This window comes from Mesorhizobium atlanticum (assembly GCF_003289965.1).
GTDB classification, from domain to species: Bacteria; Pseudomonadota; Alphaproteobacteria; order Rhizobiales; family Rhizobiaceae; genus Mesorhizobium; species Mesorhizobium atlanticum.
Genome location: NZ_QMBQ01000001.1, coordinates 565945 through 592522, shown reverse-complemented (window position 1 = coordinate 592522; position 26578 = coordinate 565945). Strand labels below are relative to the sequence as shown.

The 26578-nt window shown below is 61.2% G+C and carries 24 protein-coding genes; 16 read left to right on the top strand and 8 right to left on the bottom strand.

All coding sequences use genetic code 11. The features are described from left to right. Positions 1 to 93: 93 nt before the first annotated feature. Together DPM35_RS03180 and DPM35_RS03175 are read left to right on the top strand one after the other, a co-directional pair. Entirely contained in the window at positions 94 to 1722 is a 1629-nt protein-coding gene (locus tag DPM35_RS03180; RefSeq protein WP_112125848.1) for a fatty-acid--CoA ligase, read from the top strand. 81 nt (positions 1723 to 1803) lie between these two features. Continuing rightward, positions 1804 to 2589 carry a DUF1499 domain-containing protein gene (locus DPM35_RS03175; RefSeq protein ID WP_112125847.1) on the top strand — a complete coding sequence of 262 codons (786 nt, stop codon included), beginning with the start codon at positions 1804 to 1806 and terminating at the stop codon, positions 2587 to 2589. A gap of 1 nt (position 2590) precedes the next feature. Here DPM35_RS03175 and DPM35_RS03170 read toward each other — a convergent pair whose 3' ends face one another. After that, positions 2591 to 3499 (bottom strand): MBL fold metallo-hydrolase, encoded by a 909-nt coding sequence (locus DPM35_RS03170; protein WP_112125846.1) that lies wholly within the window; start codon positions 3497 to 3499, stop codon positions 2591 to 2593. A 98-nt stretch (positions 3500 to 3597) separates the two neighbouring features. Between DPM35_RS03170 and DPM35_RS03165 the strand changes: the two genes are divergently transcribed. The 5 genes from DPM35_RS03165 (at position 3598) to rfbD (ending at position 7884) form a co-directional block, all read left to right on the top strand. Continuing rightward, positions 3598 to 4188 (top strand): biotin transporter BioY, encoded by a 591-nt coding sequence (locus tag DPM35_RS03165; protein WP_112126223.1) that lies wholly within the window; start codon positions 3598 to 3600, stop codon positions 4186 to 4188. Positions 4189 to 4408: 220 nt separating this feature from the next. After that, on the top strand, positions 4409 to 5299 hold the full coding sequence (rfbA, locus tag DPM35_RS03160; RefSeq protein ID WP_112125845.1) for a glucose-1-phosphate thymidylyltransferase RfbA: 891 nt from the start codon (positions 4409 to 4411) through the stop codon (positions 5297 to 5299). Continuing rightward, a complete protein-coding gene (rfbC, locus tag DPM35_RS03155) occupies positions 5292 to 5864 on the top strand; it encodes a dTDP-4-dehydrorhamnose 3,5-epimerase (protein ID WP_112125844.1) in 573 nt (190 codons plus the stop codon). Before rfbA ends, rfbC begins: the two co-directional genes overlap by 8 nt. Continuing rightward, positions 5861 to 6994: a dTDP-glucose 4,6-dehydratase gene (gene rfbB / locus DPM35_RS03150; protein ID WP_181591900.1), complete on the top strand. Its 1134-nt coding sequence runs from the start codon at positions 5861 to 5863 to the stop codon at positions 6992 to 6994. Before rfbC ends, rfbB begins: the two co-directional genes overlap by 4 nt. Further along, positions 6991 to 7884 (top strand): dTDP-4-dehydrorhamnose reductase, encoded by an 894-nt coding sequence (rfbD, locus tag DPM35_RS03145; protein ID WP_112125843.1) that lies wholly within the window; start codon positions 6991 to 6993, stop codon positions 7882 to 7884. Before rfbB ends, rfbD begins: the two co-directional genes overlap by 4 nt. 89 nt (positions 7885 to 7973) lie before the next feature. On the opposite strand, the gene DPM35_RS32140 is transcribed toward rfbD, so the two are convergent. Together DPM35_RS32140 and DPM35_RS03135 are read right to left on the bottom strand one after the other, a co-directional pair. Further along, positions 7974 to 8597: a hypothetical protein gene (locus DPM35_RS32140; protein WP_146767913.1), complete on the bottom strand. Its 624-nt coding sequence runs from the start codon at positions 8595 to 8597 to the stop codon at positions 7974 to 7976. A gap of 94 nt (positions 8598 to 8691) precedes the next feature. Next, positions 8692 to 9447, bottom strand: coding sequence for a sulfotransferase domain-containing protein (locus DPM35_RS03135; RefSeq protein ID WP_112125841.1), 756 nt, complete (start codon positions 9445 to 9447; stop codon positions 8692 to 8694). 446 nt (positions 9448 to 9893) lie between these two features. Between DPM35_RS03135 and DPM35_RS03130 the strand changes: the two genes are divergently transcribed. From DPM35_RS03130 to DPM35_RS03120, 3 genes are read left to right on the top strand one after another with little or no spacing between them, the layout of a single operon-like run. Continuing rightward, positions 9894 to 11801 (top strand): glycosyltransferase family 2 protein, encoded by a 1908-nt coding sequence (locus tag DPM35_RS03130; RefSeq protein ID WP_181591899.1) that lies wholly within the window; start codon positions 9894 to 9896, stop codon positions 11799 to 11801. Beyond that, positions 11801 to 12646 (top strand): class I SAM-dependent methyltransferase, encoded by an 846-nt coding sequence (locus DPM35_RS03125; protein WP_112125839.1) that lies wholly within the window; start codon positions 11801 to 11803, stop codon positions 12644 to 12646. The genes DPM35_RS03130 and DPM35_RS03125 overlap by 1 nt, the downstream gene beginning before the upstream one ends. 56 nt (positions 12647 to 12702) lie before the next feature. Next, entirely contained in the window at positions 12703 to 13398 is a 696-nt protein-coding gene (locus DPM35_RS03120; protein ID WP_112125838.1) for a class I SAM-dependent methyltransferase, read from the top strand. On the opposite strand, the gene DPM35_RS03115 is transcribed toward DPM35_RS03120, so the two are convergent. Beyond that, positions 13367 to 14107: an ABC transporter ATP-binding protein gene (locus DPM35_RS03115; protein WP_112125837.1), complete on the bottom strand. Its 741-nt coding sequence runs from the start codon at positions 14105 to 14107 to the stop codon at positions 13367 to 13369. The genes DPM35_RS03120 and DPM35_RS03115 overlap by 32 nt on opposite strands. A gap of 7 nt (positions 14108 to 14114) precedes the next feature. After that, positions 14115 to 14906, bottom strand: a complete 792-nt coding sequence (locus DPM35_RS03110; RefSeq protein WP_112125836.1) for an ABC transporter permease — start codon at positions 14904 to 14906, stop codon at positions 14115 to 14117. Positions 14907 to 15296: 390 nt separating this feature from the next. Between DPM35_RS03110 and DPM35_RS03105 the strand changes: the two genes are divergently transcribed. The 3 genes from DPM35_RS03105 (at position 15297) to DPM35_RS03095 (ending at position 18863) form a co-directional block, all read left to right on the top strand. Beyond that, positions 15297 to 17324, top strand: coding sequence for a UDP-N-acetylglucosamine 4,6-dehydratase (locus tag DPM35_RS03105; protein WP_181591898.1), 2028 nt, complete (start codon positions 15297 to 15299; stop codon positions 17322 to 17324). A gap of 87 nt (positions 17325 to 17411) precedes the next feature. Further along, positions 17412 to 18323, top strand: a complete 912-nt coding sequence (locus tag DPM35_RS03100) for a glycosyltransferase family 2 protein (protein WP_245431409.1) — start codon at positions 17412 to 17414, stop codon at positions 18321 to 18323. 3 nt (positions 18324 to 18326) lie between these two features. Then, positions 18327 to 18863, top strand: coding sequence for a sugar transferase (locus tag DPM35_RS03095; RefSeq protein WP_281004561.1), 537 nt, complete (start codon positions 18327 to 18329; stop codon positions 18861 to 18863). A gap of 27 nt (positions 18864 to 18890) precedes the next feature. Here the strand turns inward: DPM35_RS03095 and DPM35_RS03090 are convergent, their stop codons facing one another. Together DPM35_RS03090 and DPM35_RS03085 are read right to left on the bottom strand one after the other, a co-directional pair. After that, positions 18891 to 19820 carry an NAD-dependent epimerase/dehydratase family protein gene (locus tag DPM35_RS03090; RefSeq protein WP_112125833.1) on the bottom strand — a complete coding sequence of 310 codons (930 nt, stop codon included), beginning with the start codon at positions 19818 to 19820 and terminating at the stop codon, positions 18891 to 18893. Beyond that, positions 19817 to 21109 carry an O-antigen ligase family protein gene (locus tag DPM35_RS03085; RefSeq protein ID WP_112125832.1) on the bottom strand — a complete coding sequence of 431 codons (1293 nt, stop codon included), beginning with the start codon at positions 21107 to 21109 and terminating at the stop codon, positions 19817 to 19819. The genes DPM35_RS03090 and DPM35_RS03085 overlap by 4 nt, the downstream gene beginning before the upstream one ends. 441 nt (positions 21110 to 21550) lie before the next feature. Between DPM35_RS03085 and cysD the strand changes: the two genes are divergently transcribed. The 3 genes from cysD to cysQ are packed head-to-tail and all read left to right on the top strand — an operon-like array spanning position 21551 to position 25189. Continuing rightward, on the top strand, positions 21551 to 22456 hold the full coding sequence (cysD, locus tag DPM35_RS03080; protein ID WP_245431408.1) for a sulfate adenylyltransferase subunit CysD: 906 nt from the start codon (positions 21551 to 21553) through the stop codon (positions 22454 to 22456). A 2-nt stretch (positions 22457 to 22458) separates the two neighbouring features. Next, positions 22459 to 24396: a sulfate adenylyltransferase subunit CysN gene (gene cysN / locus DPM35_RS03075; RefSeq protein ID WP_146767912.1), complete on the top strand. Its 1938-nt coding sequence runs from the start codon at positions 22459 to 22461 to the stop codon at positions 24394 to 24396. Positions 24397 to 24406: 10 nt separating this feature from the next. After that, positions 24407 to 25189, top strand: a complete 783-nt coding sequence (cysQ, locus tag DPM35_RS03070) for a 3'(2'),5'-bisphosphate nucleotidase CysQ (RefSeq protein WP_181591927.1) — start codon at positions 24407 to 24409, stop codon at positions 25187 to 25189. A gap of 199 nt (positions 25190 to 25388) precedes the next feature. On the opposite strand, the gene DPM35_RS03065 is transcribed toward cysQ, so the two are convergent. Further along, a complete protein-coding gene (locus DPM35_RS03065) occupies positions 25389 to 26531 on the bottom strand; it encodes a DegT/DnrJ/EryC1/StrS family aminotransferase (protein ID WP_112125829.1) in 1143 nt (380 codons plus the stop codon). Between the last annotated feature and the right edge of the window lie 47 nt (positions 26532 to 26578).

Here is a 26578-nt window from a genome sequence, read left to right as displayed (position 1 = left end):
CACCGGCTTCGACTTATGGCGGCTGGACAAACTGCCGGTTCCTTCCACAATGCGTGAAACAAACGACGCGAACGCGCAAAAGGGGAGGAATAGATGCTCGGATTGATGCAGGAATGGCCGCTGCTTTGCCACAAGCTGATCGACCACGCCGAACGCCAGCATGGCGGCCGGGAGGTCGTGTCGCGTTCGATCGAAGGCCCGATCGTGCGCACGACCTTCGCCGAAATCCATCGCCGGTCGCTCAAGGTGGCGCAGCGGCTCGAGCGTGACGGCTTCAGGCTCGGCGACCGCATCGCGACCCTTGCCTGGAACACGGCCCGTCATGTCGAGGCCTGGTACGGCATCATGGGCATCGGCGCGATCTACCACACGCTCAACCCGAGGCTTTTTCCCGAGCAGATCGCCTGGATCATGAACAATGCCGAGGATAAGGCGATCTTCGTCGACCTGACCTTCGTGCCGCTCCTGGAAAAGATCGCCGGCGCGGTCCGGTCGCTGCGACGGGTGATCGTGCTCACCGACCGGGCGCATATGCCGCAAACCTCGCTGGCGAATACCGTCTCCTACGAGGAATGGTTGGCCGAGGCCGATGGCGACTTCGCCTGGAAGACCTTTGACGAGAATACCGCCGCCGGCATGTGCTACACTTCGGGCACGACGGGCGACCCGAAAGGCGTGCTTTACAGCCACCGCTCCAATGTCCTTCACGCCATGATGGCCGCGATGCCCGACGCCATGGGCATATCCACCCGGGATGTGATCCTGCCTGTCGTGCCGATGTTCCACGCCAACGCCTGGGGGCTCGGCCAGAGCGGACCGATGATCGGCGCCAAGCTGGTGATGCCCGGCTGCAAGATGGACGGCGCTTCGATCTATGAACTGCTCGACACGGAGAAGGTGACGTTCAGCGCCGCCGTGCCGACCGTCTGGATGATGCTGCTGCAACATCTGGAGGAAACCGGCAAGAAGCTGCCTCACCTGAAGAAGGTGGTCATCGGCGGTTCGTCCTGCCCGCGCGCCATCACCGCCAAGTTCCAGGACAACTACGATGTGCAGGTGGTGCATGCCTGGGGCATGACGGAGATGTCGCCGCTCGGCACGCTGTGCACGCTGAAGCCGCAATATGAGACCCTGACCGGCGAGGCCCGGCTGGATGTCCAGGGCAAGCAGGGTTTTCCGCCCTTCGGCGTCGAGATGAAAGTGACCGACGACGACGACAACGCGCTGCCCTGGGACGGCAAGACCTTTGGACATCTCAAAGTGCGTGGCCCGGCGGTGGCCCGCGCCTATTATGGCGGCGCCGGCGCCGAGCAGTTCGATGCCGACGGCTGGTTCGACACCGGCGATGTCGCCCATATCGACGCCAGCGGCTACATGCAGATCACCGACCGAGCCAAGGATGTCATCAAGTCCGGCGGCGAATGGATATCGACCATCGACCTGGAGAACCTCGCCGTCGGCCACCCGGACGTGGCGGAGGCTGCGGCGATCGGCATCCCGCATTCCAAATGGGGCGAGCGGCCCTTGCTTGTCGTCGTGCGCAAGCCCGGCCGGGAGCCGAGCAAGGGTGACATCCTCACCTTCATGAGCGGCAAGGTGGCGAAATGGTGGATGCCCGACGACGTCGCCTTCGTCGGCGAAATTCCGCACACCGCCACTGGCAAGATCCAGAAGACCAGCCTGCGCGACCAGTTCAAGGATTACCGCCTGCCGACGGATTGACGAAAATGTTCGATCTTTCGGCTTCAAGCCGGCGCCAAAAACCGGTAACTCTCGGCCCGGGTTGGGACGATACGGCAAAGAATGGCATCTATTCCTGAACGGCAGACGTCGAGGGCGGCCGGCTGGTCGCGGCGGATCGGGGCATTTTCCCTCGTCCTTTTGCTCACCGTCGTTGCCGGTTACCGGCTCGGTTTCGTCGAGACGCCGCCCTTCCTGTGGGTGCTTGCGGTCGTCGCGCTGCTGGCGGCGCTCGCCCTGTTCCTGGCGGGTCTCGGCCTGTCGAGGGTGTGGAGTTTCGGCGATCGCGGCGGCCGCGATCTCAGCGTCGGCGCGCTGCTGGCGCTGCTGGTTCTGGCGCCCTATGGCGTCGTCGTCTACTGGGCCACGATCTACCCGCCGCTGCGCGACATCTCGACCGATCTCGACGATCCGCCGGTTCTGGACACCAGCGACCGGACGAGCGACATGAACGAGCTGTCGCCGCCGACCCCGGGCGAACAGAGCCTGCAGGCCGATGCCTATCCTCTGGTCAGCGGCCACAGCTACAATTTGCCTTTCGAAACCGTCGTCGACGCTGTCGAAACCGTGCTCGACCGCCGCGACTGGCAACTGACGGCGCCTTATCCCGACATCAACGGGCAGAGCGAGGCGACGATCAATGCGCTGGCCAAGGGCTTCGTGCTGGGACTGCCGGCCGACGTCGCCATCCGCGTCACTGACGATGGCGAGCAGGTCATCGTCGACATGCGCTCGGCCTCGCGCTACGGCCGCTACGACCTCGGCGACAACGCCGCCCGCATCACGGATTTCCTCAGCGAGCTCGACCAGGAAGTCGCCGGCCAGGTCGGCGCGGCGCCGGCCGAATAGCCTATCCGGCAGGCGTGAAAATGCCGTCGATCGCGGGCTCGCCCTCGGTTGCGACCAGGCCGCGCGCGACGAGGTCCTCAAGATGAGCGAGCACCGACAGGCCCGCGGCACCGTGCAGCCGCGGGTCGGTGTCGCGATAGATCGCCGCGACCATCTCCTTGACTGTCCGGTCGCCGGCGCGGATGCGTTCTAGGATCGCCCGTTCACGCATCTTGCGATGCGTCTTCAGGCCGCGCATGAACCTTTGCGGCGCGGTCACGGGTCCGCCATGGCCCGGCAGCAGCAGACGATCATCGCGCGCCAGCAGCCTGTCGAGGGAGCTCATATAGTCGGCCATGGCACCGTCCGGCGGCGCGACGATCGAGGTCGACCAGGCCATGACATGGTCGGCTGAAAACAGGGTGCCGGTTCCCTCGAGGGCAAAGACGGCGTGGTTGGCGGTGTGGCCGGGCGTCAGCACGGTGCGGATTGCCCAGCCGTCGCCCTCGGTCAGCGCATTGTCGGCCAGCGCGACATCGGGAACGAAACCCAGGTCGGCGCTGGCATCGAGCGGATTGACCTCGCCGATGCGCAAGGGCCGCGCTGGCCGGTGCGGGCCTTCGGCAAGCGTCGGCGCCCCGGTATGCTCCTTCAGGCGCGCCGCCAGGGGCGAATGGTCGCGATGGGTGTGGCTGACGAAAATGTGGCTGACCGGCCGGCCGGCGATCGCCGTGAGCAGCGTATCGAGATGCGCGTCGTCTTCCGGCCCAGGATCGATCACCGCCAGCGTGTCGCGGCCGACGACATAGCTGTTGGTGCCGTGGAAGGTGAACGGGCTCGGATTTCCGGCGGTGATGCGCAGCACGTCCGGCGCAACCGTGACTGCCCGGCCATAGGCCGGGTCGAAGCTGGTATCGAACTCAAGCGCCATGCCGGATTCCTTTGCAACGCGGCAAAATGATTGCCGCCCGATACGGAAGCCAATATAGGAAAATCAAAGCCAGCAAATCAGCCAGAATGAGGAAGACCATGGCAATTGCAACCACGATGCGTCCGCTCGTTTCTCTCACTCTGCCGGAGCGGGGCGCCGCGCGGCTCGCGACCCAGCTCTTCCTGGCACTCGCCGGAACCCTGTTGCTCACGCTTTCGGCCAAGACCAAAGTGGTGCTCGGCCCGGTCGATCTGTCGCTGCAGACGCTCGCCGTGCTGCTGATCGCCTCGGCCTTCGGCCTGCGCCTCGCCGTCGCTACGCTGCTTCTCTACCTCGCCGAAGGCGCATTTGGCTTGCCGGTCTTCCAGGGCACGCCGGAAAAGGGCATCGGCATCGCCTATATGCTGGGCTCGACGGGCGGCTATCTCGCCGGCTTCGTGGTCATGGCGGCGATCGCCGGCTGGGCCGCGGATCGCGGCTGGGACCGCAGTCCATTCAAGCTGTTCGGCGCCATGCTGGCCGCCGAGGTCGTCATGATGGCCATGGGCTTTGCCTGGCTGGCGATGCTCATCGGGCCGGAAAAGTCCTGGCAGTTCGGCGTTCTGCCGTTCATTGCCGGCGACCTGATCAAGGTGGCTTTGGCGGCAAGCCTCGTGCCGGCGGTATGGGCATTGCTCAAGCGCGGCTGATCGCGATCGACGAAAGAAGGGCCGGCGGGCGACAGGCGCCCGCCGGCCCTTTTTCATGGCTGCGGTCGGATTTCGCTCGAAACCACCGCATGCCGGATGGTACAAAGCAGAAACAGCGTCAGGAAGGACTCGAAGCTGAGATTGACAAGCCGGTGCCTGAAACCTAAGCACGGGCAACTTAGCATCGAGGCGGGGGCCGCGGTAGTTCAAGGAGAGCTTGTTGAAAGGAATTATCCTTGCGGGCGGCAGCGGGACACGACTTTATCCGCTTACATTAGCGGTATCTAAGCAAATACTGCCGATCTACGACAAGCCTATGATCTACTACCCGTTGAGCGTGCTGATGCTCGCGGGAATCCGCGAAATCCTGGTCATTTCAACTCCGCGCGACTTGCCCGTCTTCCAGGCTTTGCTGGGCGACGGTTCCGAATTCGGCCTGGATCTCTCCTATGCCGAGCAGCCGCAACCTAATGGTCTCGCCGAAGCCTTCATCATCGGCCGCGACTTCATCGGCAAGGACAGCGTGTCGATGATTCTTGGCGACAACATCTATTTCGGCGGCGGCCTGTCGCAGCTCTGCCGCGAGGCGGCGATGCGCGACGGCGGCGCCTCCGTCTTCGCCTATTATGTCGACGATCCCGAGCGTTATGGCGTGGTTTCCTTCGACAAGGTCACCGGCAGGGCTTTGACGATCGAGGAGAAGCCGCAAAAGCCGAAGTCCAACTGGGCCGTGACCGGTCTTTATTTCTATGACAACAAAGTGGTCGACATTGCCTCGACCATCCGCCCTTCGGCCCGCGGCGAGCTCGAGATCACGGCCGTCAACAATGTCTATCTCGAGCGTGGCGAGCTGCACGTCCACCGCCTCGGCCGCGGCTATGCCTGGCTGGATACCGGCACGCATGACAGCCTGCTCGAGGCAGCGTCCTTCGTGCGCACGATCGAGCACCGCCAGGGCATCAAGATCGCGTGCCCCGAGGAGATTGCGCTGGAGCAGGACTGGATCAGCGCCGACAAGGTTCTGGATCGCGCCGCGCGGCTCGGCAAGAACGAATATGCCGCCTATCTGCGCCGGCGGGTGGCCGATCTGATGGAGGAGCGGGGTGCTTGAGGTTAGGCCGCTCGGCCTCGACGGCGTGCTGGAGATCGTGCCGAAGCGGCATGGCGACGCGCGCGGCTTCTTCAGCGAGACCTGGAATGCCCAACGCTTCGCCGAGGCCGGCATCGATCTCGATTTCGTGCAGGACAACCATTCCTATTCCGCCGCGGCCGGCGTGCTGCGCGGGCTGCACTACCAATTGCCGCCGCGCGCCCAGGACAAGCTGCTGCGCGTCGTCAGGGGCAGCGTGTTCGATGTCGCGGTCGACATCCGCCGCGCCTCGCCGACTTTCGGCAAATGGGTTGCGCTCGAGGTGTCCGCCGAGAAGGGCAACCAGATTCTGGTGCCGAAGGGGTTCGCGCACGGCTTCGTCACGCTCGTGCCGGATACGGAGGTGATCTACAAGGTGACCGACACCTATTCGCCCGAGCATGACCGGTCGATCCGTTTCGACGACCCTGCGATCGGCATCGAGTGGCCGGCGCTTGCCGGCGGATTCCAGCTTTCGGACAAGGACCAAAAAGCGCCAGCGCTGGCCATGGCACAGGTGTTTGAGTCCGCGGAGAGGGTGGCATGAATTTCCTGGTCACCGGCGGCGCCGGCTTCATCGGCTCGGCCGTGTGCCGGCATCTGTGCGCCAACCCGGCCTACCGCGTCACCAACCTCGATAAGCTCACCTATGCCGGCAACCTCGCGTCGCTGCGGCCGATCGAGAACGCGCACAATTACCGTTTCGAGCAGGCCGACATCTGCGACGAGCGCACGGTGCTGGAGATCTTGCGCCGCGACGACATCGACATCGTCATGAACCTCGCCGCCGAAAGCCATGTCGACCGCTCGATCGACGGCCCCGGCGCCTTCATCGAGACCAACATCGTCGGCACCTACCGCATCCTCAATGCGGCGCTGGAATACTGGCGCGGGCTGTCCGAGGAGCGCAAGTCCGGCTTCCGCTTCCACCATATCTCGACCGACGAGGTCTTCGGCGATCTTCCTTTCGACGGAGGCATGTTCGTGGAGGAGACGCCTTATGCGCCGTCCTCGCCCTATTCGGCCTCGAAGGCGGCATCCGACCATCTGGTGCGGGCCTGGCACGAGACCTACGGCCTGCCGGTGGTGCTGTCCAACTGCTCGAACAATTACGGGCCGTACCATTTCCCTGAAAAGCTGATCCCGCTGGTCATCCTCAACGCGCTCGACGAGAGGCCGCTGCCCGTTTACGGCGCCGGCGCCAATGTGCGCGACTGGCTGTTCGTCGAGGATCACGCGCGGGCCCTCGAGCTGGTGGCTACCAAGGGACGGCCGGGCGAGAGCTACAATGTCGGCGGCAATTCCGAGCGCACCAATCTCGGCGTCGTCGAGACGATCTGCGATCTGCTCGACGTCAGGCGCCCGCGCGCCGGCGGCAAGCGCTATCGCGAGCTGATCACCTTCGTCACCGACCGCCCAGGCCATGACCGGCGCTATGCGATCGACGCCTCCAAGATCGCGCGCGATCTCGGCTGGGCGCCGCGGGAGAATTTCGACAGCGGCCTGGCAAGGACCGTCGACTGGTATCTCGACAACAAATGGTGGTGGGGGCCGATCCGCGAGCAGCGCTATGCCGGCGAGCGGCTGGGCCACGGTGCCGCCGCAAACAGCCAAAACAGTCGGGTCGCCAGCAACCCAACCGGAACAGAGGCCGGAAGCTGGAAGGTGCCGACGTGAGGCTTGCCGTCACCGGACGCGAAGGCCAGGTTGCCGCAAGCCTGGTCGAGGCAGCGCGAGGTCGTGACGACGTGGAAGTCGTCGCAGTCGGCCGGCCGGCGCTCGATCTGGCGCGGCCAGACACGGTGTTCGCGGCGCTTGAAGCGGCAAGGCCGGACATCGTCGTTTCCGCCGCCGCCTACACCGCTGTCGACCAGGCCGAGGACGAGCAGGACCTGGCCTTCGCGGTGAACGCCGTCGGCGCCGGCAAGGTGGCCGAAGCCGCGGCAAGGCTCGGAGTGCCTGTCATCCATCTGTCGACCGACTATGTCTTCGACGGCACCAAGGACGGCGCCTATGTCGAGACAGACGCCACCGCCCCGCTCGGCATCTACGGCGCCTCCAAGCTCGCCGGCGAGGAAGCCGTGGCCGCCGCCAACCCGCGCCACCTCATCCTGCGCACCGCCTGGGTCTACAGCCCCTTCGGCAGGAACTTCGTCAAGACGATGCTGCGGCTGGCCGCCGATCGCGACGAGATCGCCGTGGTCGCCGACCAATGGGGAAACCCGACCTCGGCGCTCGACATCGCCGACGCGATCCTGCATACGGCGGCGAGGCTGCGAGACGACAGGAATTTCGCTGCCTTCGGCGTCTACCATCTGGCGGGCGAAGGCGACACCAACTGGAGCGGCTTTGCCCGTCACATCCTCGACACAAGCCGCGCGTTTGGTGGCCCGCACGCGACCGTGCGCGATATCGCGACGGCGGACTATCCGACCAGGGCCAGGCGCCCGGCCAACTCGCGGCTGTCGAGCGCGAAGTTTGCGAGTCTGTTTGGGTGGACGGCGCCGGAGTGGGGGGAGGCGGTGGGGAGGGTGGTGCGAGCAGCCGGGTGCGATAAGTTATCTTAGGTCAGGCCAAGGTCGCCGATCTACCCACTTGCCACAAAATTGGCTCTAAGATGACGCCTTCAGAGCACGCAGAAGACGAGTCAAGGGTTCTAAGAGAATTTGTGGATCATCGCCGGTTTGGCCGTATTGTTGAAGGCCGTCGTAAAAACATCCACTGAGATGGAGGGTATGATGGGGGAAAGTTTCCTGAAAAGATAAGCGGCGTCCGTAGCTGATCTTGGAAATGAAACCATCGTGATAGAGATATCATGCCGTACAAGGGCCTCCACAAGGTTTGCGAATTTTCTACTCAAAACATCCGCCTGTTCCTCGGCTATTTCAGTTCCCCACAGTCCACCGTTGACGCTTTTGCCATCCTTAGTTCCCGTGGTTTCAAGTTGAACATGAGCGCGGCTGGCTGCCGCGTCGACCATTCTACGGACTGGAATGATTACATGGTCAATTTGGATGCCCGAGAAGAGCGCCTGATCGACATAGTCGCAAAGGAACGGTGTCTTTACTATGGCAGGGAGGTCGGCGCCGAATACATCTCGCTCTAGTCCCGCCCGCGCATGAGGAAAGTAATCAGCGTCGGACCATGTGCCGGTATCATAGCCCAATTCCGTAAAAAGTTGGACCAGGAATGTTGTTCCGGCGCGGCCGGTCCCGCTAATGAATATATGGCCTTGGCCCCGCAGCCTTGGATCGAAGCGTCCGCTTAGACTTTCCATCATTGCTATCCGTTGACTACAATAGATTAGCGGGCGGGCATTTGAGAACGCCACGGAATTTCAAAGAGACGGATGTCGCAACCAAGTCACCTTCCACTTAGCCCTGGTTCTGCAAAAGATTGCCCAGATCACTCACCACGCTGGCAGAACACGCTGGAGCGACATAACGCTCGATGACGTGCTGGTAGAGAACAAGGTCGACATTCACCAGCGGATAGAGTCGGTCACGGAGCGAGACAGGGATATCGCTAAGACTCGGTCGTGTCTGGGTTACGTTGCTTCGACCCATGCGAACATCTATCGAGAGGCCAAGCTTGCGTCCGATCTCCGCAGCCAACAAAGGCATAGCTTCGGTTATGCCCACGACCTCGAAACTCTCGAGGTTTTTGATGGCTCTCTTCAATAGTTGATCTGGCGATATATTCCTGTGTTCATGGCGCGCGCCGAGCGTCGTTCCAAACGCGATCTGCCATGTTTGCGCATTAACGACGTCTAAGACAACAGCATCGTCACGGTTATCTAGAAATTCCTCAAAGCTCAACGACTTAGCAACTCCTGGGCCGAAGTCGGCGCCGGGAACTTCTCTCCAGTAGTGATAAAGGCTCACGATCCTATCGAAGGGATTGCGCAGCACAGTCACCAAATGGCCGTTTAGCTTCGAAGCTATGTCATAACCGATGTGGCTATCGAATAGCTTAAACGTCGCCAATTCGTCTAAGTTCTTCGAAAATTGCGATTCAAACTGGAGCTGACAAACTTCCTCATGGTCATAAAATGGGCGCAGGGCATCTTTCAGCCAGGTCCCTCCTGTTTTCCCGATATGAACGATCACGACGCTTGGCGAATCTGACATTCTTTACCCCCTACGCGTCCGATAATTGCCGGTGAGCGTCTGGGTCAACCACCAACTGCGTGCTCCACTAAAATCTAACGCGGTCAGGGGGATTTCTTTTGACCCGGGAGACTTTTTTTGATCTACCGCCCCAATCAAGATGCGAGACTGCCCCCTTCGATATCAGGCGAGACCTTCGCGATGCGAAGTGTCACCAACGGTATTGGCTTGCTCTTGTGAACCGACAATGTGCCGACATTTGAGGGGAATCCGAGTCGATGAAGACTGAGAGGCGGCTCGCGCCAGAATATACGGACGCAGAGTGCGTGAGGAATGAGCGGCAGTTGGACCTCGAAGTTGCGTTGGAGAGGCAAGCTAGTCGTATTAGAGCCTTAGAGGCTCAGGTCGACGCGCTGAGAGCGCAGGTGGCGCTTCGCAGATCGGGATTCAGGCGATTCACGCAGTTAATGCGGCATACGATCAGTTGGCTTCCGGGTGGTCCTCGTCTTGTGAGCCTTTATGCTGCGTGGAAGGCTCCGAGTCTATCCGGCTTTGCGGTGTCGGCCGACATTCCGCCAGCTATCGCTGACCTTGCCGCCGAAAGATCTAGAGCCCTCCTTTCCGATTGGCATGTTGGGTGCATCCGGGCTGCTAAGCAGGTCCAACCCGATGCTCATTTTGTCGACATCACGATGTCTATTGTCCTTCACAATAGCTCTCGATGGATAGAGGGATTTACATCCTCGCTGCTAAAGTCGAACTATCCCCTAAACAAGGTACACTTGATATTCGTTGACAACGATTCAAGCGATGACACAGTAGTCAAGGTCACCTCCTGGGCGCAGAACTGCGGAAAAATTTTCGGAAGTACGTCGATTATTCGCAGGAAAAATGACGGATACGGCGCAGGCAACAATGCAGCGATTGCACTGAGCAAAACAGAATTCGTGCTTGTTACCAACGTGGATGTGGAATTCGACTCCAATCTATTGCGTTGTATGGTCGGCTCGGCGATTGCTGATAACCCAGACGTCGGTTGCTGGGAGGCTATGCAGGTTCCTTTTCAGCATCCTAAATATCACGACCCGGTTACTCTGCAGACCAACTGGTGCAGCCATGCTTGCGTCTTGCTTCGAAGGAGCGCTTACATATCTGTCGGGGGATATGAAAAACGCCTCTTCATGTACGGAGAGGATGTCGAGCTGTCGTACCGGCTTCGCGCGGCAGGTTGGCGCTTGCGCTACGTACCCTTTGCTCGACTTCTTCATCACAATGACGTCGAGCAGCAGGAGTTTCGCCCGCTGCAACTGTCTGGTTCTTTGGCCGCAAACGTGCTTCTTCGTCATAGGTACGGTCGGCCAATCGACGCGTTTGTCGGAGAAGCGCTTTTGCGAGCGCTAAGGGCAACGACGCACGATCAGTCGCGATTAAGGGCGATCCACGCTGCAATCCGGACCGTTCGTAGGCATAGGCGGGCGTTTATGACTACTCGCAAACGAAGGAATGGTTTTTTTCCGTTTTCCGGATTCGACTATGACATCATTCGCGACGGTGCAACTTTCAAGCACAAGGTAGATCTCTCAAATAGCGTTTTGCCCAAAGTTTCAATTATCACCAGAACTATTGAAGGAAGAGATTGGCTTCTCAAAGAGGCTATATCTTCTGTCCTTACGCAGACATATCCTAATATACAGCACATTATTGTTGAGGATCGGAGCGAGAGCGCGAGTAAATTGGTCGATGATGTCCGAAGCGTCTATGGGGCTGATATTTGTTATTGTTGCTCCACAAAAGGCGGGCGAACAGCTGCCGGCAACGCAGGCCTAAAGGCTGCCACGGGGGATTTGATTCTTTTCCTTGATGATGATGATCTTCTGTTCCCAGATCACATCGAGACGCTGGTTCAGACTATACAAAAGAATCCGCGTTCTATCTGTGCTTACTCTCTTGCCTGGATGGTCCGAACCGAAACCGATGCAGTGGCCAAGACGTATCGGGAACTGTCACACGACGTGGTGGCTTCTCATCGCCTGCCTTTCGACAGGAGTAGGCTCCTTGTGGAGAATATTGCCGCTATTCAGTCCGTGCTGTTTCGACGGCTGGCGTACGAAAGCTGCGGCGGGTTCCATGAAGATATGGACCTTTTGGAGGACTGGAATTTGTGGTGTCGATTTTCGGCCCTCGGTTCTTTCGCTTTTTGCGAGAAATTGACGTCGATTTATCGAGTTCCAGCCGACCCTGCTGTAGTAGCCTCCAGGCAGCGGGGCTTTGATGAAAGCTACGAAGATGTCCGCAATCGAAACCTGAATGACATCGCTCGGCAGATGCTGAATACCGAGCGGCTGACCAGACTCTCCGGCACTGATGGAAATTGATGACTGAAGAATTTTTCGTTCCGCCAGGGCATTTCTATAGCCCCATCCCGTCCCTTGAGGACCGTGAGTTGGCGCTTCGCCAAGCCGGCGCCACGGCCAGTTCGGAAGTAGATGGCTTGAACCTCAATGCTGACGCAATGGTGGCGCTCTGGAGACGTATAGCACCGCGGACACTCGAAATGCCCTTCGGTGACGAGAAGGGGGCCGGCGGATATCGGTACCATTTCGCTAACGACATGTACTCCTATGGGGATTCTGCCATCTACTTCGGTCTCGTTTGGCATCTGCAGCCAAGGCGTATTATCGAGATCGGGTCGGGATACTCGTCCGCCCTCGCGCTGGACATGCGTGACGTCTTCAGGAGGGAAATAGCACTTACGTTTATCGAGCCTTACCCTAATACCTTGAATGGCCTTCTGCGTGAAGCTGATCGGTCGGATGTGACAATAATTGAAGACAAAGTTCAAAACGTTCCGGTTCACCATTTTGAGTCTCTTGAAGCTAACGATATCTTATTCATAGATAGTTCCCATGTTGTTAAGGCCGGGAGCGACGTTAGTTTCGAGATATTCAACATACTCCCCAAGTTGCAGCCTGGAGTCGTGGTGCATTTTCATGATTGTTTCTGGCCGTTTGAGTACCCAAAAGACTGGCTCGTTGAGCAGAACAGGGGTTGGAATGAGCTATATTTTCTTAGGGCGTTTTTATTGTACAATAATGCGTTTGAGATAATATTCTTTAACAGCTACTTTGCGGCAAGGCATCATAAAGAGGTAGCCGCGTATCCAAGAACTCCCGTGCTTAAGAACCCGGGCGGCGGACTTTGGCTTAGGAAGAACATATAGTCTTGTGTGAATGAAAGGGCAGCGTTCGATACGCCGAGGAAGGGTGATTAAAGGCGATGGAGGGGACGCACTCTAGTCGGCGGATCAACGCCATAGCTGAGGCGGTGGGTGCAAAGACCTACCTTGAGATTGGTGTAGCTGACGGCGACACTTTCTTTGCAGTCTCTGTTCCTAGCAGGACAGGCGTCGATCCGTACTTCAGATTCGATCCCAAGCTCAAGGAATCCAAGAGGAATATTTTTTGGCCGATAACCTCCGACAAATACTTTATGGAGGTGGCAAAAAAGAAGTTCGACATTGTCTTTCTCGATGGATTGCACACATTCGAGCAGACGTTTCGCGACTTTTGTAATGCAATTTTAGTCACCCATGATAACTCACTGGTGGTTATCGATGATACTATCCCATCAGATATTTTTTCCTCAGTACCAGATATGGATTTAGCTATTTCAACTCGGATACGCGAAGGTGGAGTGGGTGCCGCATGGCATGGTGATATCTACAAGATGATCTATGCCATCCACGATTTCTTTCCGAGACTTTCGTATCTAACCGTTTCGGACAACGGAAATCCTCAGACATTTGTTTGGAGGGAGCCCAGAAGATATTTTTCTCCCCGGTTAGGCTCTCTTGAGGCTATCAGCCGAATGACTTGGTTCGACTTGCAAGGAAATATGGATTTAGCGTTTTTAACACCGGAGAAATATGCAATTGCGGAAATTATTTCGAAGTTATCGCCAAGTTCAGTTTAGACAAAACTGGAACGAGCGATTCTTTCCGGCCGTTCCGCAGTGTGAGTAACTTCGTGCACAGGTTGTTGAGTAGGCTTTCGCTATGGCTTGCTAGAATGATAATACCCGCCTTTTCGGCTAACTCATCCATCCGCCTCTTGGCCTTCGTTTGAAACGAGGCATCGCCGGCCCCGATCCATTCGTCCATCAGCAGGATTTCTGGGTCGAGCGCCGTCGCCACGGAAAAGGCGAGCCGCGCTGCCATGCCCTGACTGTATGCTTTGAATGGGAGGTCGATGAAATCGCCGAGTTCGCTAAAGGCGATGATGTCCTCCATTTTCTCTTCGATCTCAGCCTCGGACCATCCGTTTATTAGTCCTCGCAGAACAATATTCCTACGGCCCGTCGCCTCGGCTCGAAATCCTAGGTTGATGTTGAACAACGCATCCACCTTACCCTTTATCGCAACGGTTCCTCCGGATGGTTCATAGATACCGTAGAGAACTTTCAGCAAGGTGGTCTTCCCTGCACCGTTAGGTCCGACAAGGCCGAGCCTGTCGCCGGCACTCAGTTCGAAACTGATATCATCCAATGCCCGTACGAACTGCTTTCGGCCAGACTCTTGAATTGTGCCGCCCGTGCCGTTTATGCGTCGGTCTGGGGCGGAAAGGGTCAATTTTTCGTGCAGCTTATAAACCAGGCTGACGTTGTCCAACTTGATGGAAACCATAGGGATCTCAGATCATAAAAACGATTTGCCGGCGATATCTGCCGAGCAGCAGCAATGCCATTGCCCACATACATATAGAAACCGTGCTCGTGACGGTGAATGCATGGGCTGGGAATTCGCCAGTAAGGATCGGAACGCGGGCAATGTCTAGGAAATAGCTGAACGGGTTCCAGTGATGAGCATACTTTTGAATGCCGCCCTGGCCTGAATAGACCCAAAAGACGGGTGTGAAGAACATTCCCACCCGCATCATATTGCCAATGATGAATTCGCTATCTGGAAAGAAGGCACCAGCAAATGCGAACACGGTGACGATGCCGGGAGTTGCGAGCAGAATCAGCAACAGACCGGCGCCCGACCAAAGCCAAGCCGGCGTCATGTCCGAACCGCTAAGCAGGAGGATGACGATACACCCTGCCACGGCATAACCCGCACGGATCGCAGACTGCATTGTCAGACGCATCACATAGACGAACAAAGGCAGTGTTGTGCCTTCGATAAAGCTGCGCTCGCGCCTGAAGAGCGGTACACTTAAAGAAATGATCTCCATCAGATAGAACCAAACCATCAGGCCAATGGCCACATAGGCGGAATAGCCGGCGGCATCCTTGCCCGCGGGCTGGAACACGAAGACGAAGGTGCCCACAAACGCGAGATAATTGACCAGCAGCCAGAGCGGTCCAAGCGTGGTGCGCCGGTGCTGGTCACCGATATCCTCATGGGCGAGGGCAATCCATACCCTTCGCAGCTTCATCGCCCCGAAGATATCGTTGAGGGCGCTGTTCAGTGCCGAAATCATCGCCGTGGTGCCACAATTATTGTTCTGTTGCTTCGTTTAACGCCCACACGACCGCCAAGCACCCCTTCATAGCCATTGCGACAGCCTTATGGCAACGCGGTGCGGCTTAATGAAGCCGGATCGTCATTCGGTGATGTGTATTAGCAGAATCTGGTGGATGCCCCGGCAGTTTCCTGAAGCGACCAGCAGTCTGAACTGTTGTTGCTTCGAGACAAATCATCAACGGGATCTCGTATACCCAAAAAACCTCTAGCCCTCCCTTCAACTCCGCGCTAAGGCGATAACCGGGTGACGGGGTTGGGGATTTGCAATCCAGAGTGGCGGCGGACGGTGTTTTGTCCTGCGCCGTTCTGATAGCATGTCCCGACGTCTGGAGTTCAGTGCCACCCAATGACCGCATACGTAGAAGCCGTATCGGAACTCAGACCGAGGATGCGGCGCGCCATCATCATGATCCAGGACCTCGTCATGGTCCTGGTGGCGGTGGCTCTCAGCCTGATCCTGTCGCAGTCGCGGCTTTCCTTTGCCGCCTTCTCCGCCCGCGGGCTGGCCTGTTGGGCGCTCATCGTGCTTATCGCCCATCTGCTGTTTCGCTCCTGCGGCCTCTACAACACCGTCTGGCGCTTTGCCTCCACGCCCGACTTCTTCAACATCCTCAAGGGCTGCGGCAGCCTCACGGTGGTCCTTTATCTGGCCTCGCTTGCCTTCCGCTTCTTTTTCGAGCCGGTAGCCGGCCTCAACGAACGCCAGTTCATCGTCTTTTTCCTGGTCTCCTTCACCATCATTTCGGCGCCCCGGCTTTACTATCGCTTCCTGCGCGACGGCGCGTCCTGGCGCATCCTGCGCCGCGCTCCGGGCGACGCGCCGGTCAAGCAGGCGCTGTTCATAGGCCGGCTGAGCGAAGCGGACGTGATCGTGCGCTTCACCCGCGCGGCGATGCCGGCCGAGTACGCCATCGCCGGCATCATGGCCACCGAGATGGACGCGCCGCTCGGCACGCGGATCCAGGGCGTTCCGGTCGTGGCGCTCAGGCCGCGCCTGGTCGAGGTGCTGGAGGACTATGTCAAGGGCACGGAAAGCCTCGACCTCCTGATCTTCGGCAAGGGGGTCGAGCGCGAGATCGAGGACTATGCCGAGCTGGTTCGCGTCGCCCGCCACAGCGGCATCGCCGTCGTCCAGTTTTCCGGCCTGTCGGAGCTGGGGCAGGGCGGCAGGCTGGTTCTCGATGCCGTCGAGATGGAAACCATCATGCGCCGCTCGGCGGTCGCCACCGACACCACGCGCATCGGCGCCTTCGTCGGCGGCAAGCGGGTGATGGTCACCGGCGGTGCCGGCTCCATCGGCCGCGTGCTCGTCAAGCGCGCGCTGGAGCTTGGCGCCGAGGCGGTGCTGGTGGCCGACAATTCCGAATTCGGCATTTTCCAGCTCGATCAGCTGATCGACGATCATTACCGCGACCGGCTGACCAGCCGCATCGTGGACGTCACCGATCGGCCCCACATGATGCGTCTCGTCAGCGAGTTCAAACCCGCGATCATCTTTCATGCCGCGGCGCTGAAGCACGTGCCGCTGCTGGAAGAGAACTGGGAAGCGGCGATCGAGACGAATGTCTTCGGCACGCTCGCCTGCGCCGAGGTCGCCGCCGAATGCGGGGTGCCGCAATTCCTGCTGATTTCCAGCGACAAGGCCGTCGACCCGACTTCCGTTCTCGGTGTCACCAAGCGCGCGGCCGAGCAGATCGTCTCCTCGCTGCATGAAACCTATGCCACGCCATCGCCCCTGCATGCCGCGAACGGTCACCGGGCCGTCGCCTCGAGCGTGCATCGTTCCGGCACCAAGTTCATTGCCGTGCGCTTCGGCAATGTCTTCGGCTCCAATGGCTCGGTGGCGACCATCTTTCAGGCGCAGATCGAGGCCGGCGGGCCGGTCACCATCACCGACCGCCGCATGACCCGCTATTTCATGACCGTGGCCGAGGCGGTCGATCTCGTCATCATGTCGGCCGCCGATGCCGAGCAGCGCCAGGGCAAGGACGACTACGCCATCTACATGCTCGACATGGGCAAGCCGGTGCCGATCCTCGAAGTCGCCGAAACCATGATCCGCATGGCCGGCAAAAGCCCCTACACGGACATTCCGATCCGCTTCACCGGCATCAGGCCCGGCGAGAAGCTGCATGAGACGCTGCATGGCGAGAATGAAGAGGTCGTCAAGCTCGACATCGCCAAGCTCTTCGGCCTCAGGAGTGACGTCGTGCAATGGCCCAGGATCGAGGCGGCGCTGCCGGCGCTGGTGGCCGCGATGCACGATCGCGACAAAGCCGCCGCGCTTGCCGTCCTGGCCGGGTTCAACCAGGCCGAGGAAGATATCGGCGCGCGCGGGCAGGCGGTGCCGAAAACGGCCGTTCAGATCGGTTAGACCAGTGCCGCCCACCCGAAATCGGCAGTTGAAGCCTGTTCGAATGCCCCCGCGGGTTCAGAGACCTTGACCGCAAAAGATCAGCGCGTGGCCGTTCTCATGGGCACGAGGGATGGCGCGGCATTCATCGGCGAGCAATTGGAATCCCTTTTCGCGCAGTCCTGGCCTGCAGTCGATCTGTGGGTTTCCGACGACGGCTCGACGGACGCCACGGTCGCGATCGTCGAGGCTTGGCGATCCCGCTGGAACAAGGGCTCCCTTACGCTGGTGGATGGCCCGCGAAAGGGCTTCGCCGCCAATTTCCGTTCGATGGTCATCGATCCCCGCATCGATGCCGATTACTATGCCTTTTGCGACCAGGACGATGTCTGGGAGCCGGATCGGCTGGAGAGCGCCATCCGCTGGATGGAGGGAGAGGATATCGACATGCCGCTCCTGTTCTGCTCGCGCACGGCAACCATTTCGCAGACCGGCATCCCAGCCGGCTATTCGCCGCTGTTTCGCCGCCCGCCGTCTTTCCGCAACGCGCTGGTGCAAAGCATCGCCGGCGGCAACACCATGCTTTTCAACCGCAAGGCGCGCGACCTCCTGGCGAAAGCATCGGCAAGGACCGAATTCGTCAGCCATGACTGGTGGGCCTATCTCATCGTCACCGCCGCCGGCGGCAAGGTCCGCTACGAGCCGCGGCCGCTGGTCAGATACCGCCAGCACGCGGCAAACCTCGTCGGCGCCAACGTCTCGTGGAAGGCAAGGCTTTCACGGCTCGGACGGCTGTTTCAGGGCCAGTTCGCCACCTGGACCGACAGCAATCTCAGGGGCCTTGCCGTCAACCGCGACCTCATCGCGCGCGATGCGGCGCTTTGCCTGCGCCTGTTCATCAGGGCGCGCAAGGGCAGCACCTTCAGGCGCTTCAGCCTGCTCGGCAAAAGCGGCGTCTACCGGCAGACCCTCATGGGCACGCTCGGGCTCTACCTCGCTTTCCTTTCGCGCCGGATCTGAACCGTGACGGCCAAGCGCGCCTTTGATCTGGCTGTTGGGGCGGTGATGCTGGCGGCGACGTCGCCGATCGTGCTGGTCGCGATGCTGGCGATCCGGGCGACGTCGCCGGGCCCCGCCATCTTCTCGCAAATCCGCGTCGGGCGGGATGGCGCGCTCTTTTCCTGCCGCAAGCTGCGCACGATGCGTCGCGACACACCCTCCTTGCCTACCCACCAGGCGCCGGCCAATTCAGTCACCGCGGTAGGCAAGGTGCTGCGCGCAACCAAGATCGACGAGTTGCCGCAGCTCTGGAACGTGCTCAAAGGCGAGATGAGCCTTGTGGGACCGCGTCCGTGCCTGCCGACGCAGACGGAACTGATCGAGCGGCGCAAGCAGCTTGGCGTGCTCGCAGCCCTTCCGGGCATAACCGGTTTGGCGCAGATCAAGGGGATCGACATGTCCGATCCGAGACGCTGCGCCGAAACCGACGCGGCCTACGTCCAGGCCGCCACCGTTCGCCTGGATCTCAGGATATTGCTGGGCACCTTCTACCGCGCATAGGGCGTTTCGCGGAAACGGTGAAATGCTCTAGCCCGCCTGCCGCGCCAGGTCCTCGAGCCGGCCGAGCGTGTCGGTCTCCGGCATCCAGCCTTCCGAGGCCAGCAGCGACGGATCGCAGATCTGCGTGGCCACCAAAGCCTGCCACGACGCCTGTCGGCCACTGAGCGTCGCCAGCAGCCGGAAGGGCCAGGCCGGCATGGGGAGCAGTCGGGCCGGCCGGCCGTATCCGCGCCGGAACGCGGCGATGATTTCAGACAGCGCAACCGGCGAGGCATCGGCCAGGACATAGGTCGGGCGCGGCGGCGTCGGGCGGGCCAGGAGATGCGTCACCGCGCCGGCCACCGCGTCATGGGAGACCAGCGAACGAACCGCGGTCAAAGCGGCTGCGGGCAGCGGCAGGCCAGTGGCGGCGAGACGCATCAGCCCGTGCAGATTTCCCTTCACGCCTTCGCCATAGACCGGCGGCAGCCGCAGCGCCGTCGCCCCGACGCGTCTGGCGGTCTCAAAAGCCTCCAGCATTGCGATCTCGCCTTCGCGCTTGGAGCGCCCGTAGGCGCATTGCGGGGCAGGAGGCGTGGCCTCGTCGATCGTGCCGCTGAAATCGGCTCCCACCACGGCGCGGACAGAGGACAGGTAGATGAAGCGCCCTTCGGAGCGCTTGGCGGCCGCCTGGGCGAGCCGTCCTGTCAGTGTCGCGTTGACGGTCCGCAAGTCGGCCTCGCCGGCGCCGCGATCATTGTTGAGCGCCGCGCAGTGGACGACATGCGTCACATCCGGCATCAGCGCGAGAAAGGCTTCCTGTGGCGCATCGGCGCCGGGCAAGGCGACGGCATCATCCGCGCCCGCAAGGCGTTGCGGCAGGCGGGAGGCAATCCGCAAGTCAAACCCCGCCTCGCGCAACCGGCTGGCAATCCGTTGTCCAACGAAGCCTGTCGCGCCGGTGACCAGAACCTTCATGGTTGCGGGCTGGCGTGCGGCGACATGGCGGGCGCGCTTTTCCCGATCGGCGTTACCGTCCGCCCGGACGCAAGGTAGGTTCCCGAAACCAGGAACACCATCAGCGTCGCGTCGAGGATGTCGTGGCCGATGAGCATACCGGTCATTCCGGCGATGAGATAGGTGATGACCGCGACAAGGATCACCGTCGCGCCGAACCGCTCCAGCGGGTCCGCGCTGAAACGCAGCGTCCTTGCCGCATTCCAGGCGGCAACGATGAAGATCGACGCCAGGGCCAGCGCTCCCAGCAGGCCGGCCTGGACCAGCGCCGTCAGGAAGCCATTGTGGAAATGACTGAGGGTCTGCTGCACGCCGAACTGGTCCTGAAGCGCCTGCTTCATCAGCGCCCGGCTGGCCGAGATGCCGTGGCCGAAAATCGGCATCTCGCGAAACGCGTGAACGCCGATTTCCCACATCGCCACGCGCAAGCCGAGTGCCGTCGAATGATCGCCATTGGCGTTCAGCGCGTCCCAGTCGCTGACCAGGAAGTCGGCTCGATCCAGGATGACGCGGGAGCCGATGGCGGCGATCACAACGGCGGCGACAAGGCCAATCGCCAGGAAGCGCGCCACGCTGGCGCCGGCGAACCGGCGGCGATTGATGAGAAGGACGACGATGCCGGTAATCGGCACGGCCACCCAGATCATGCGCGACCCCGAATAGACGATCGCCACGGTTCCGGCGGTCGCCGCCAGGACCAGCAGCTTCCAGCGCGTCTCGATGCCCGACAGGGCGCCGGCGAGGCATAGCATGACGGCAAGGCAGGTGACGGTCGCGAAGACGATCGCGTTTCCGGCGCCGCCCTCGGCCCTCGTGCCCAGCCAGTGATACTGGACGATGGCGATCGCCAATGCGCCGAAGCAGGCCGCGGCGCTTGCCAGAATGGCGATGCGTGCCAGCGTGGTCTTCTCGGTGATGCTCCATGTCGAATAGGAGATGGGGAAGAGCAGGAAGGTGATCAGCGGCAGGAAGAGCCGCAGATCGGCCGCCAGCGTGCCATTGACGATCGAAGCAAGCACCATGGTCGCGCAATAGGCATAGATCGCCATCGTCAAGGTGAGCATCGGCCGGTCGATGTTGAAGCGCCGCCGCTTCGCGGCCAGCAGCATTACCGACCACACGCCACCGGCATTGAAGGCGATGCTGACCAGCGAGCCGAGCACCGGCGGCGAAAAAAAGCAGATGATCGAAAAATAGAAATTGATCTGTGCGGGCGAGAGGTGGCGCCGGAGCGTTGTAAACGGGTTCAAATGCTTGCTTCGCAATTTCCAGGTTGCGCCCGGATCCGTGATGCCAGCCGATGGCCGGCTTGACCGACTCCGTTTGCCGCGCCTTGCCCGTTCCCCGAGCCCGTATAGCCGCTGGCGCCGTTCCGCGATAGGCCGGTTGACGATGTTCCGACAGAAATCCTTGGTTCGCAACGGCTGGCATCTTCGGAATTTACGGTCCTTTCCTGCTCCCGCGTTTCAAGCGCCCTGGCAGGATTTTCCGCTTTCCCGGCCTCACTTGGAAAATTCGTTCCCTAATCATCGTGCGTCCGGCGCGTCCTGCATTGTTATGAACAGCGCCGATCTGTTAGAACGCCCGCACGAAACAAGTTTGTCCAAATGAAATTTGCGCCCGGGCGGCATGGAATTGCGCCCGCAATGCAAGATTTCCGCTCGACCGCACGAGAGAACGCTCGACAGTCCATGAATATCGCGCTCACGCATCTGCAGCGGCTCGAGGCCGAGTCCATCCACATCTTCCGCGAGGTCGCGGCCTCATTCTCCAAGCCGGTGATGCTCTATTCCGTTGGCAAGGATTCCTCGGTGCTGATGCATCTGGCGATGAAGGCCTTCTATCCCGCCAAGCCGCCTTTTCCTTTCCTGCATGTCGACACCACCTGGAAGTTTCGCGAGATGATCGCGTTTCGCGACCAGATGGCGCAGAAGCTCGGCTTCGACCTGCTCGTCCATGTCAACGAGGACGGTGTGCGCGACGGCATCAATCCTTTCGACCATGGTTCCAACACCCACACCCATGTGATGAAGACCGTGGCGCTGCGCCAGGCGCTCGACAAATACGGCTTCGACGCCGCTTTCGGCGGCGCCCGCCGCGACGAGGAGAAGTCGCGCGCCAAGGAGCGCATCTTCTCCTTCCGCAACGCGCAGCATTCCTGGGACCCCAAGAACCAGCGGCCGGAAATGTGGAAGATCTTCAACACCCGCATCGCGCCGGGCGAGTCGATCCGTGTCTTCCCGCTGTCGAACTGGACCGAGCTCGACATCTGGCAATACATCCTGCAGGAGAACATTCCGATCGTGCCGCTCTATTTCGCCAAGGAACGGCCGGTGGTCGAGCGCGACGGCATGCTGATCCTGAAGGATGACGACCGCATGCAGTTGCGCCCTGGCGAGACCATCGAGAACCGGCTGGTGCGCTTCCGCACGCTGGGTTGCTACCCGCTCACCGGCGCCATCGAATCGGAAGCCGATACGCTGGAGGCCATCGTCGGCGAGATGCTGACCGCCCGTACCTCCGAGCGCCAGGGCCGGCTCATCGACCGCGACGAGGCAGGCTCGATGGAAAAGAAGAAGCGCGAGGGTTATTTCTGATCATGCGCCACATCATGGCCAAGAGCCTCGCCCCGACCGATTCCATCCGCGACTACATGGCTGCGCAGGAGAAGAAGTCGCTGCTGCGCTTCCTCACCTGCGGCTCCGTCGATGACGGCAAGTCGACGCTCATCGGCCGCCTGCTCTCCGACACCAAGCAGATTTTCGAGGACCAGCTTGCCGCGCTCGAGAAGGATTCGCGCAAGCACGGCACGACCGGCGACGACATCGACTTCGCGCTGCTGGTCGACGGGCTGGAGGCTGAGCGCGAGCAGGGCATCACCATCGACGTCGCCTACCGCTTCTTCGCCACGCCGAAGCGCAAGTTCATCGTCGCCGACACGCCCGGGCATGAGCAGTATACGCGCAACATGGCGACCGGCGCCTCGACCGCCGACCTCGCCATCGTGCTGATCGATGCGCGCCAGGGCGTGCTGCGCCAGACCCGGCGTCATTCGATCATCGCCTCGCTGCTCGGCATCCGTCACATCGTGTTGGCGGTCAACAAGATCGACCTTATCGGCTTCGACAAGGCTGCGTTCGACCGGATCGTCGCCGACTATGGCGCGTTCGCGAAAGAGCTCGGCTTCGTCAGCGTCGTGCCGATCCCGATGTCGGCGCGTTTCGGCGACAATGTCACCAGCCGCTCGGAGCGCACCCCCTGGTATTCCGGCCCGTCGCTCATCGAGCATCTCGAAACCGTGTCGGTCGACGAGGCTGCAGTCGAGCTGCCGTTCCGGTTCCCCGTGCAATATGTGAACCGTCCGAACCTCGATTTTCGCGGCTTCGCCGGCACCATCGCCTCGGGCACCGTTTCGCAGGGCGACGAGGTCGTCGTCGCGAAATCCGGCAAGGCCTCCCGGGTCAGGCGCATCGTCGCGCAAGGCGGCGATCTCGATCGGGCGGTCGCCGGCCAGGCGATCACGCTGGTCCTCGAGGATGAGGTCGAGGTCTCGCGCGGCAACATGCTGGTGTCGCCGGCAGCTAGACCGCAGGTCGCCGACCAGTTCGCCGCCAACATCGTCTGGTTCGACGAGCAGGCGCTGCTGCCCGGCCGCTCCTACATATTGCGCACCGAGACCGACCAGGTCAGCGCGACCGTCACCGAGCTGAAATACCGCGTCAACGTCAACGATTTCGCGCACGAGGCGGCGAAGTCGCTCGAAATCAACGAGGTCGGCGTCTGCAACCTGTCGACGCGGGCGCCGATTGCCTTCGATCCCTTCGCCGAAAACCGCACCACCGGCGCCTTCATCCTGATCGACCGCATCACCAACGCCACCGTCGGCGCCGGCATGATCCTGCATTCGCTGCGCCGCGCCGAAAACATCCACTGGCAGTCGCTCGATGTCGGCAAGCGCGGCCGCTCCGATCTGAAGAACCAGCGCCCCGCGGTGTTCTGGTTCACCGGGCTCTCCGGTTCCGGTAAGTCGACCATAGCCAACCTGTTCGAGAAGAAGCTGTTCGCGTCCGGGCGCCACACCTACATCCTCGATGGCGACAATGTCCGTCACGGCCTGAACCGCGATCTCGGCTTCACCGACGCGGACCGCGTCGAGAACATCCGCCGCGTCGCCGAGGTGGCCAAGCTGATGGCCGATGCCGGCTTGATCGTCATCGTCTCCTTCATCTCGCCCTTCGCCGCCGAGCGGCGCGTGGCGCGCGAGCTGATGGCCGAGGGCGAGTTCGTCGAGGTGTTCGTCGACACGCCGTTCGAGGAATGCGCGCGCCGTGATCCGAAGGGGCTTTATGCGCGCGCCTTGAGCGGCGAGATCAAGAATTTCACCGGCGTCGATTCTCCCTATGAGGCGCCGGAGAACCCGGAAATCCATCTCAAGACCCTCGGCAGGAGCCCGCAGGAGATGGCGGAAGCCCTGGAACACTGGCTGACCGAGCGCGACATTGCCGAGGAGCAGTATGACAATGGCGGCGGTATCTGACGACGAGGCGATGCTGGGTGTCTTCGAGCGCCTGGCGCTGGAAGCAGGGCGCGAGGTCATGCGCGTCTTCCACGAAGGCTGCGCCGTCGACAGCAAGGCCGACTCCTCGCCGGTGACGGAAGCCGATCGCGAAAGCGAGAAGATCATCCTCGCCGGCCTGCGCGCCGCCTATCCGGATATCCCATGCGTGGCCGAGGAAGAGGTGGCGGCGGGCATCGCCACGCCCGACCTCGACGGCGCGTTCTTCCTGATCGATCCGCTCGACGGCACCAAGGAATTCGTCAATCGCCGCACCGATTTCACTGTCAACATCGCGCTGGTGCGCCATGGCGTTCCGGAAGTCGGCGTCGTTTACGCGCCCTGCACCGGACGCTTCTTCAGTGGACGGCCTGGCAAGGCCGAAGCGCTGGAGATCGATGCGAACTATCGCATTGCCGGCCGCCGGCCGATCACGGTGAGGGCAGAGGGCACACCACTCGCGGTCGTCGCCAGCCGTTCGCACAACACGCCGGAAACCGACGCCTTCATCCGCGATCTCGGCGCGGCCGAGATTGTCTCGGTCGGCTCGTCATTGAAATTCTGCCTGCTCGCCGCTGCGGAGGCGGACGTCTATCCTCGCTTCGGCCGCACCATGGAGTGGGATACGGCGGCCGGTGATGCGGTGCTGCGCGCCGCCGGCGGCATGACCCGCACGTTGGATGGCGCGCCGCTGGTCTACGGCAAGCGCAACCAGGCCAGCGACAGCGATTTCGCCAATCCACATTTCATTGCGACTGGGAAGGGCGCGGCTTAAAGCGTTGGTGATTGGCAGCCGCCAATTGTCGCGTCATCCTGGGGCGGAGCAAGGAGCGAAGCGGCGCGCGCAGACCCTAGGATTCATGCCGTTGCGGGTAAAGCGTTGCAGCTGTTACAGAATTCTGCACCGTTGTGCTCGACGTCGAAGGTCACGGCATGGATCCTCGGGTCAAGCCCGAGGATGACGAAGGTGCTGTTCAAGCCGCCGCGACATGCGCCGAGTTCGAGCCGATGTAGTTGCGGATCGTCTCGATGATGCGGTCCTGGTCGGCTTCGCTGAGATAGGCGTGCATCGGCAGGCAGAGGATCTGCTTCGGCAGCGTTTCCGAGACGGCAAGGCCGGTGGGCGTGCGCGGATAGTCCTCGTAGGCCACCTGCTCATGCAACGGCTTCACATAATAGATCACCGACGGGATGCCTTTTTCGCCGAGATGCGCTTTCAACCCATCGCGCTTCGGCGTCTCGATCGCGTATTGCGCCCAGGCAGAGCGGCCGTGGCCCAGATTGCGCGATGCCTTGACGATGTCGCCGAGACCCTTTGCGTAACGGTCCGCCACAACCTGCCTGGCCACCATCTCCTCTTCGAGGATGGCGAGCTTCTCGATAAGGATCGCCGCCTGCAGTGTGTCGAGGCGCGAATTGATGCCGACGCGGACATTGTCGTATTGCGTCTCGCCCTTGCCGTGAAAGGCGAAGGAGCGGAGCTTCTCGGCCAGCGCGCCGTCATTGGTGAACATGGCGCCGCCATCGCCGTAGCAGCCAAGGGGCTTGGCCGGATAAAAGCTGGTGGAGCCGACATGGCCGAAGGCGCCGCACATGGTGCCGTCGGCGGAACCGCCCATCGACTGCGCGGCGTCCTCGATCACCAGAAGGTTCTCGCGCTTGGCGATCGCCATGATCGCCTCGTAGTCGGCCGAAAGGCCGAACAGGTCGACGGGAATGATCGCCTTGGGCTTCAGCCGACCTTCCTTCTTGATCATCTCGATCGCCGCTTCGAGGCTGGCGATGTCGATGTTGTAGGTATCGCGGTCGACGTCGACGAAGACCGGCTCGGCCTTCGCCAGCGCCACAACCTCGGCCGTCGCGGCGAAGGTGAAGCTCGGCACGAACACCGCGTCGCCCGGGCCGATGCCGGCAGCAAACAGCGGCAGGAGCAGCGCGTCGGTCCCGTTGGCGCAGGCGACCACATGCTTGACGCCGATATAGGCCGCGAGCTTGTTCTCGAATTCGGTGACCTGGGGTCCCAGGATATAGCGGCCGTCTTCGACCACCTTGTCGATCGCGGCCTTCAGCCGGTCGCGGATTCGTTCGCGCTGCGCGCCAAGATCGATGAACTGCATGTCCGGCCTCAAAATGCCAATAAACCGGTCCGCTGGTACCAGACTTG

What these genes read in the sequence shown, in the direction of transcription:
- DPM35_RS03170 (WP_112125846.1), bottom strand. Translation starts at nt 3,499, where the DNA reads ATGGCGCTTGAGTTCGATACCAGCTTCGACCCGGCCTATGGCCGGGCA.
- DPM35_RS03165 (WP_112126223.1), top strand. Translation starts at nt 3,598, where the DNA reads ATGGCAATTGCAACCACGATGCGTCCGCTCGTTTCTCTCACTCTGCCG.
- DPM35_RS03105 (WP_181591898.1), top strand. Translation starts at nt 15,297, where the DNA reads ATGACCGCATACGTAGAAGCCGTATCGGAACTCAGACCGAGGATGCGG.
- DPM35_RS03125 (WP_112125839.1), top strand. Translation starts at nt 11,801, where the DNA reads ATGACTGAAGAATTTTTCGTTCCGCCAGGGCATTTCTATAGCCCCATC.
- cysD (WP_245431408.1), top strand. Translation starts at nt 21,551, where the DNA reads ATGAATATCGCGCTCACGCATCTGCAGCGGCTCGAGGCCGAGTCCATC.
- DPM35_RS03090 (WP_112125833.1), bottom strand. Translation starts at nt 19,820, where the DNA reads ATGAAGGTTCTGGTCACCGGCGCGACAGGCTTCGTTGGACAACGGATT.
- DPM35_RS03065 (WP_112125829.1), bottom strand. Translation starts at nt 26,531, where the DNA reads ATGCAGTTCATCGATCTTGGCGCGCAGCGCGAACGAATCCGCGACCGG.
- DPM35_RS03130 (WP_181591899.1), top strand. Translation starts at nt 9,894, where the DNA reads ATGCGGCATACGATCAGTTGGCTTCCGGGTGGTCCTCGTCTTGTGAGC.
- DPM35_RS03175 (WP_112125847.1), top strand. Translation starts at nt 1,804, where the DNA reads ATGGCATCTATTCCTGAACGGCAGACGTCGAGGGCGGCCGGCTGGTCG.
- DPM35_RS03135 (WP_112125841.1), bottom strand. Translation starts at nt 9,447, where the DNA reads ATGTCAGATTCGCCAAGCGTCGTGATCGTTCATATCGGGAAAACAGGA.
- DPM35_RS03120 (WP_112125838.1), top strand. Translation starts at nt 12,703, where the DNA reads ATGGAGGGGACGCACTCTAGTCGGCGGATCAACGCCATAGCTGAGGCG.
- cysN (WP_146767912.1), top strand. Translation starts at nt 22,459, where the DNA reads ATGCGCCACATCATGGCCAAGAGCCTCGCCCCGACCGATTCCATCCGC.
- cysQ (WP_181591927.1), top strand. Translation starts at nt 24,407, where the DNA reads ATGCTGGGTGTCTTCGAGCGCCTGGCGCTGGAAGCAGGGCGCGAGGTC.
- DPM35_RS03110 (WP_112125836.1), bottom strand. Translation starts at nt 14,906, where the DNA reads ATGATTTCGGCACTGAACAGCGCCCTCAACGATATCTTCGGGGCGATG.
- DPM35_RS03115 (WP_112125837.1), bottom strand. Translation starts at nt 14,107, where the DNA reads ATGGTTTCCATCAAGTTGGACAACGTCAGCCTGGTTTATAAGCTGCAC.
- DPM35_RS32140 (WP_146767913.1), bottom strand. Translation starts at nt 8,597, where the DNA reads ATGATGGAAAGTCTAAGCGGACGCTTCGATCCAAGGCTGCGGGGCCAA.
- DPM35_RS03180 (WP_112125848.1), top strand. Translation starts at nt 94, where the DNA reads ATGCTCGGATTGATGCAGGAATGGCCGCTGCTTTGCCACAAGCTGATC.
- rfbB (WP_181591900.1), top strand. Translation starts at nt 5,861, where the DNA reads ATGAATTTCCTGGTCACCGGCGGCGCCGGCTTCATCGGCTCGGCCGTG.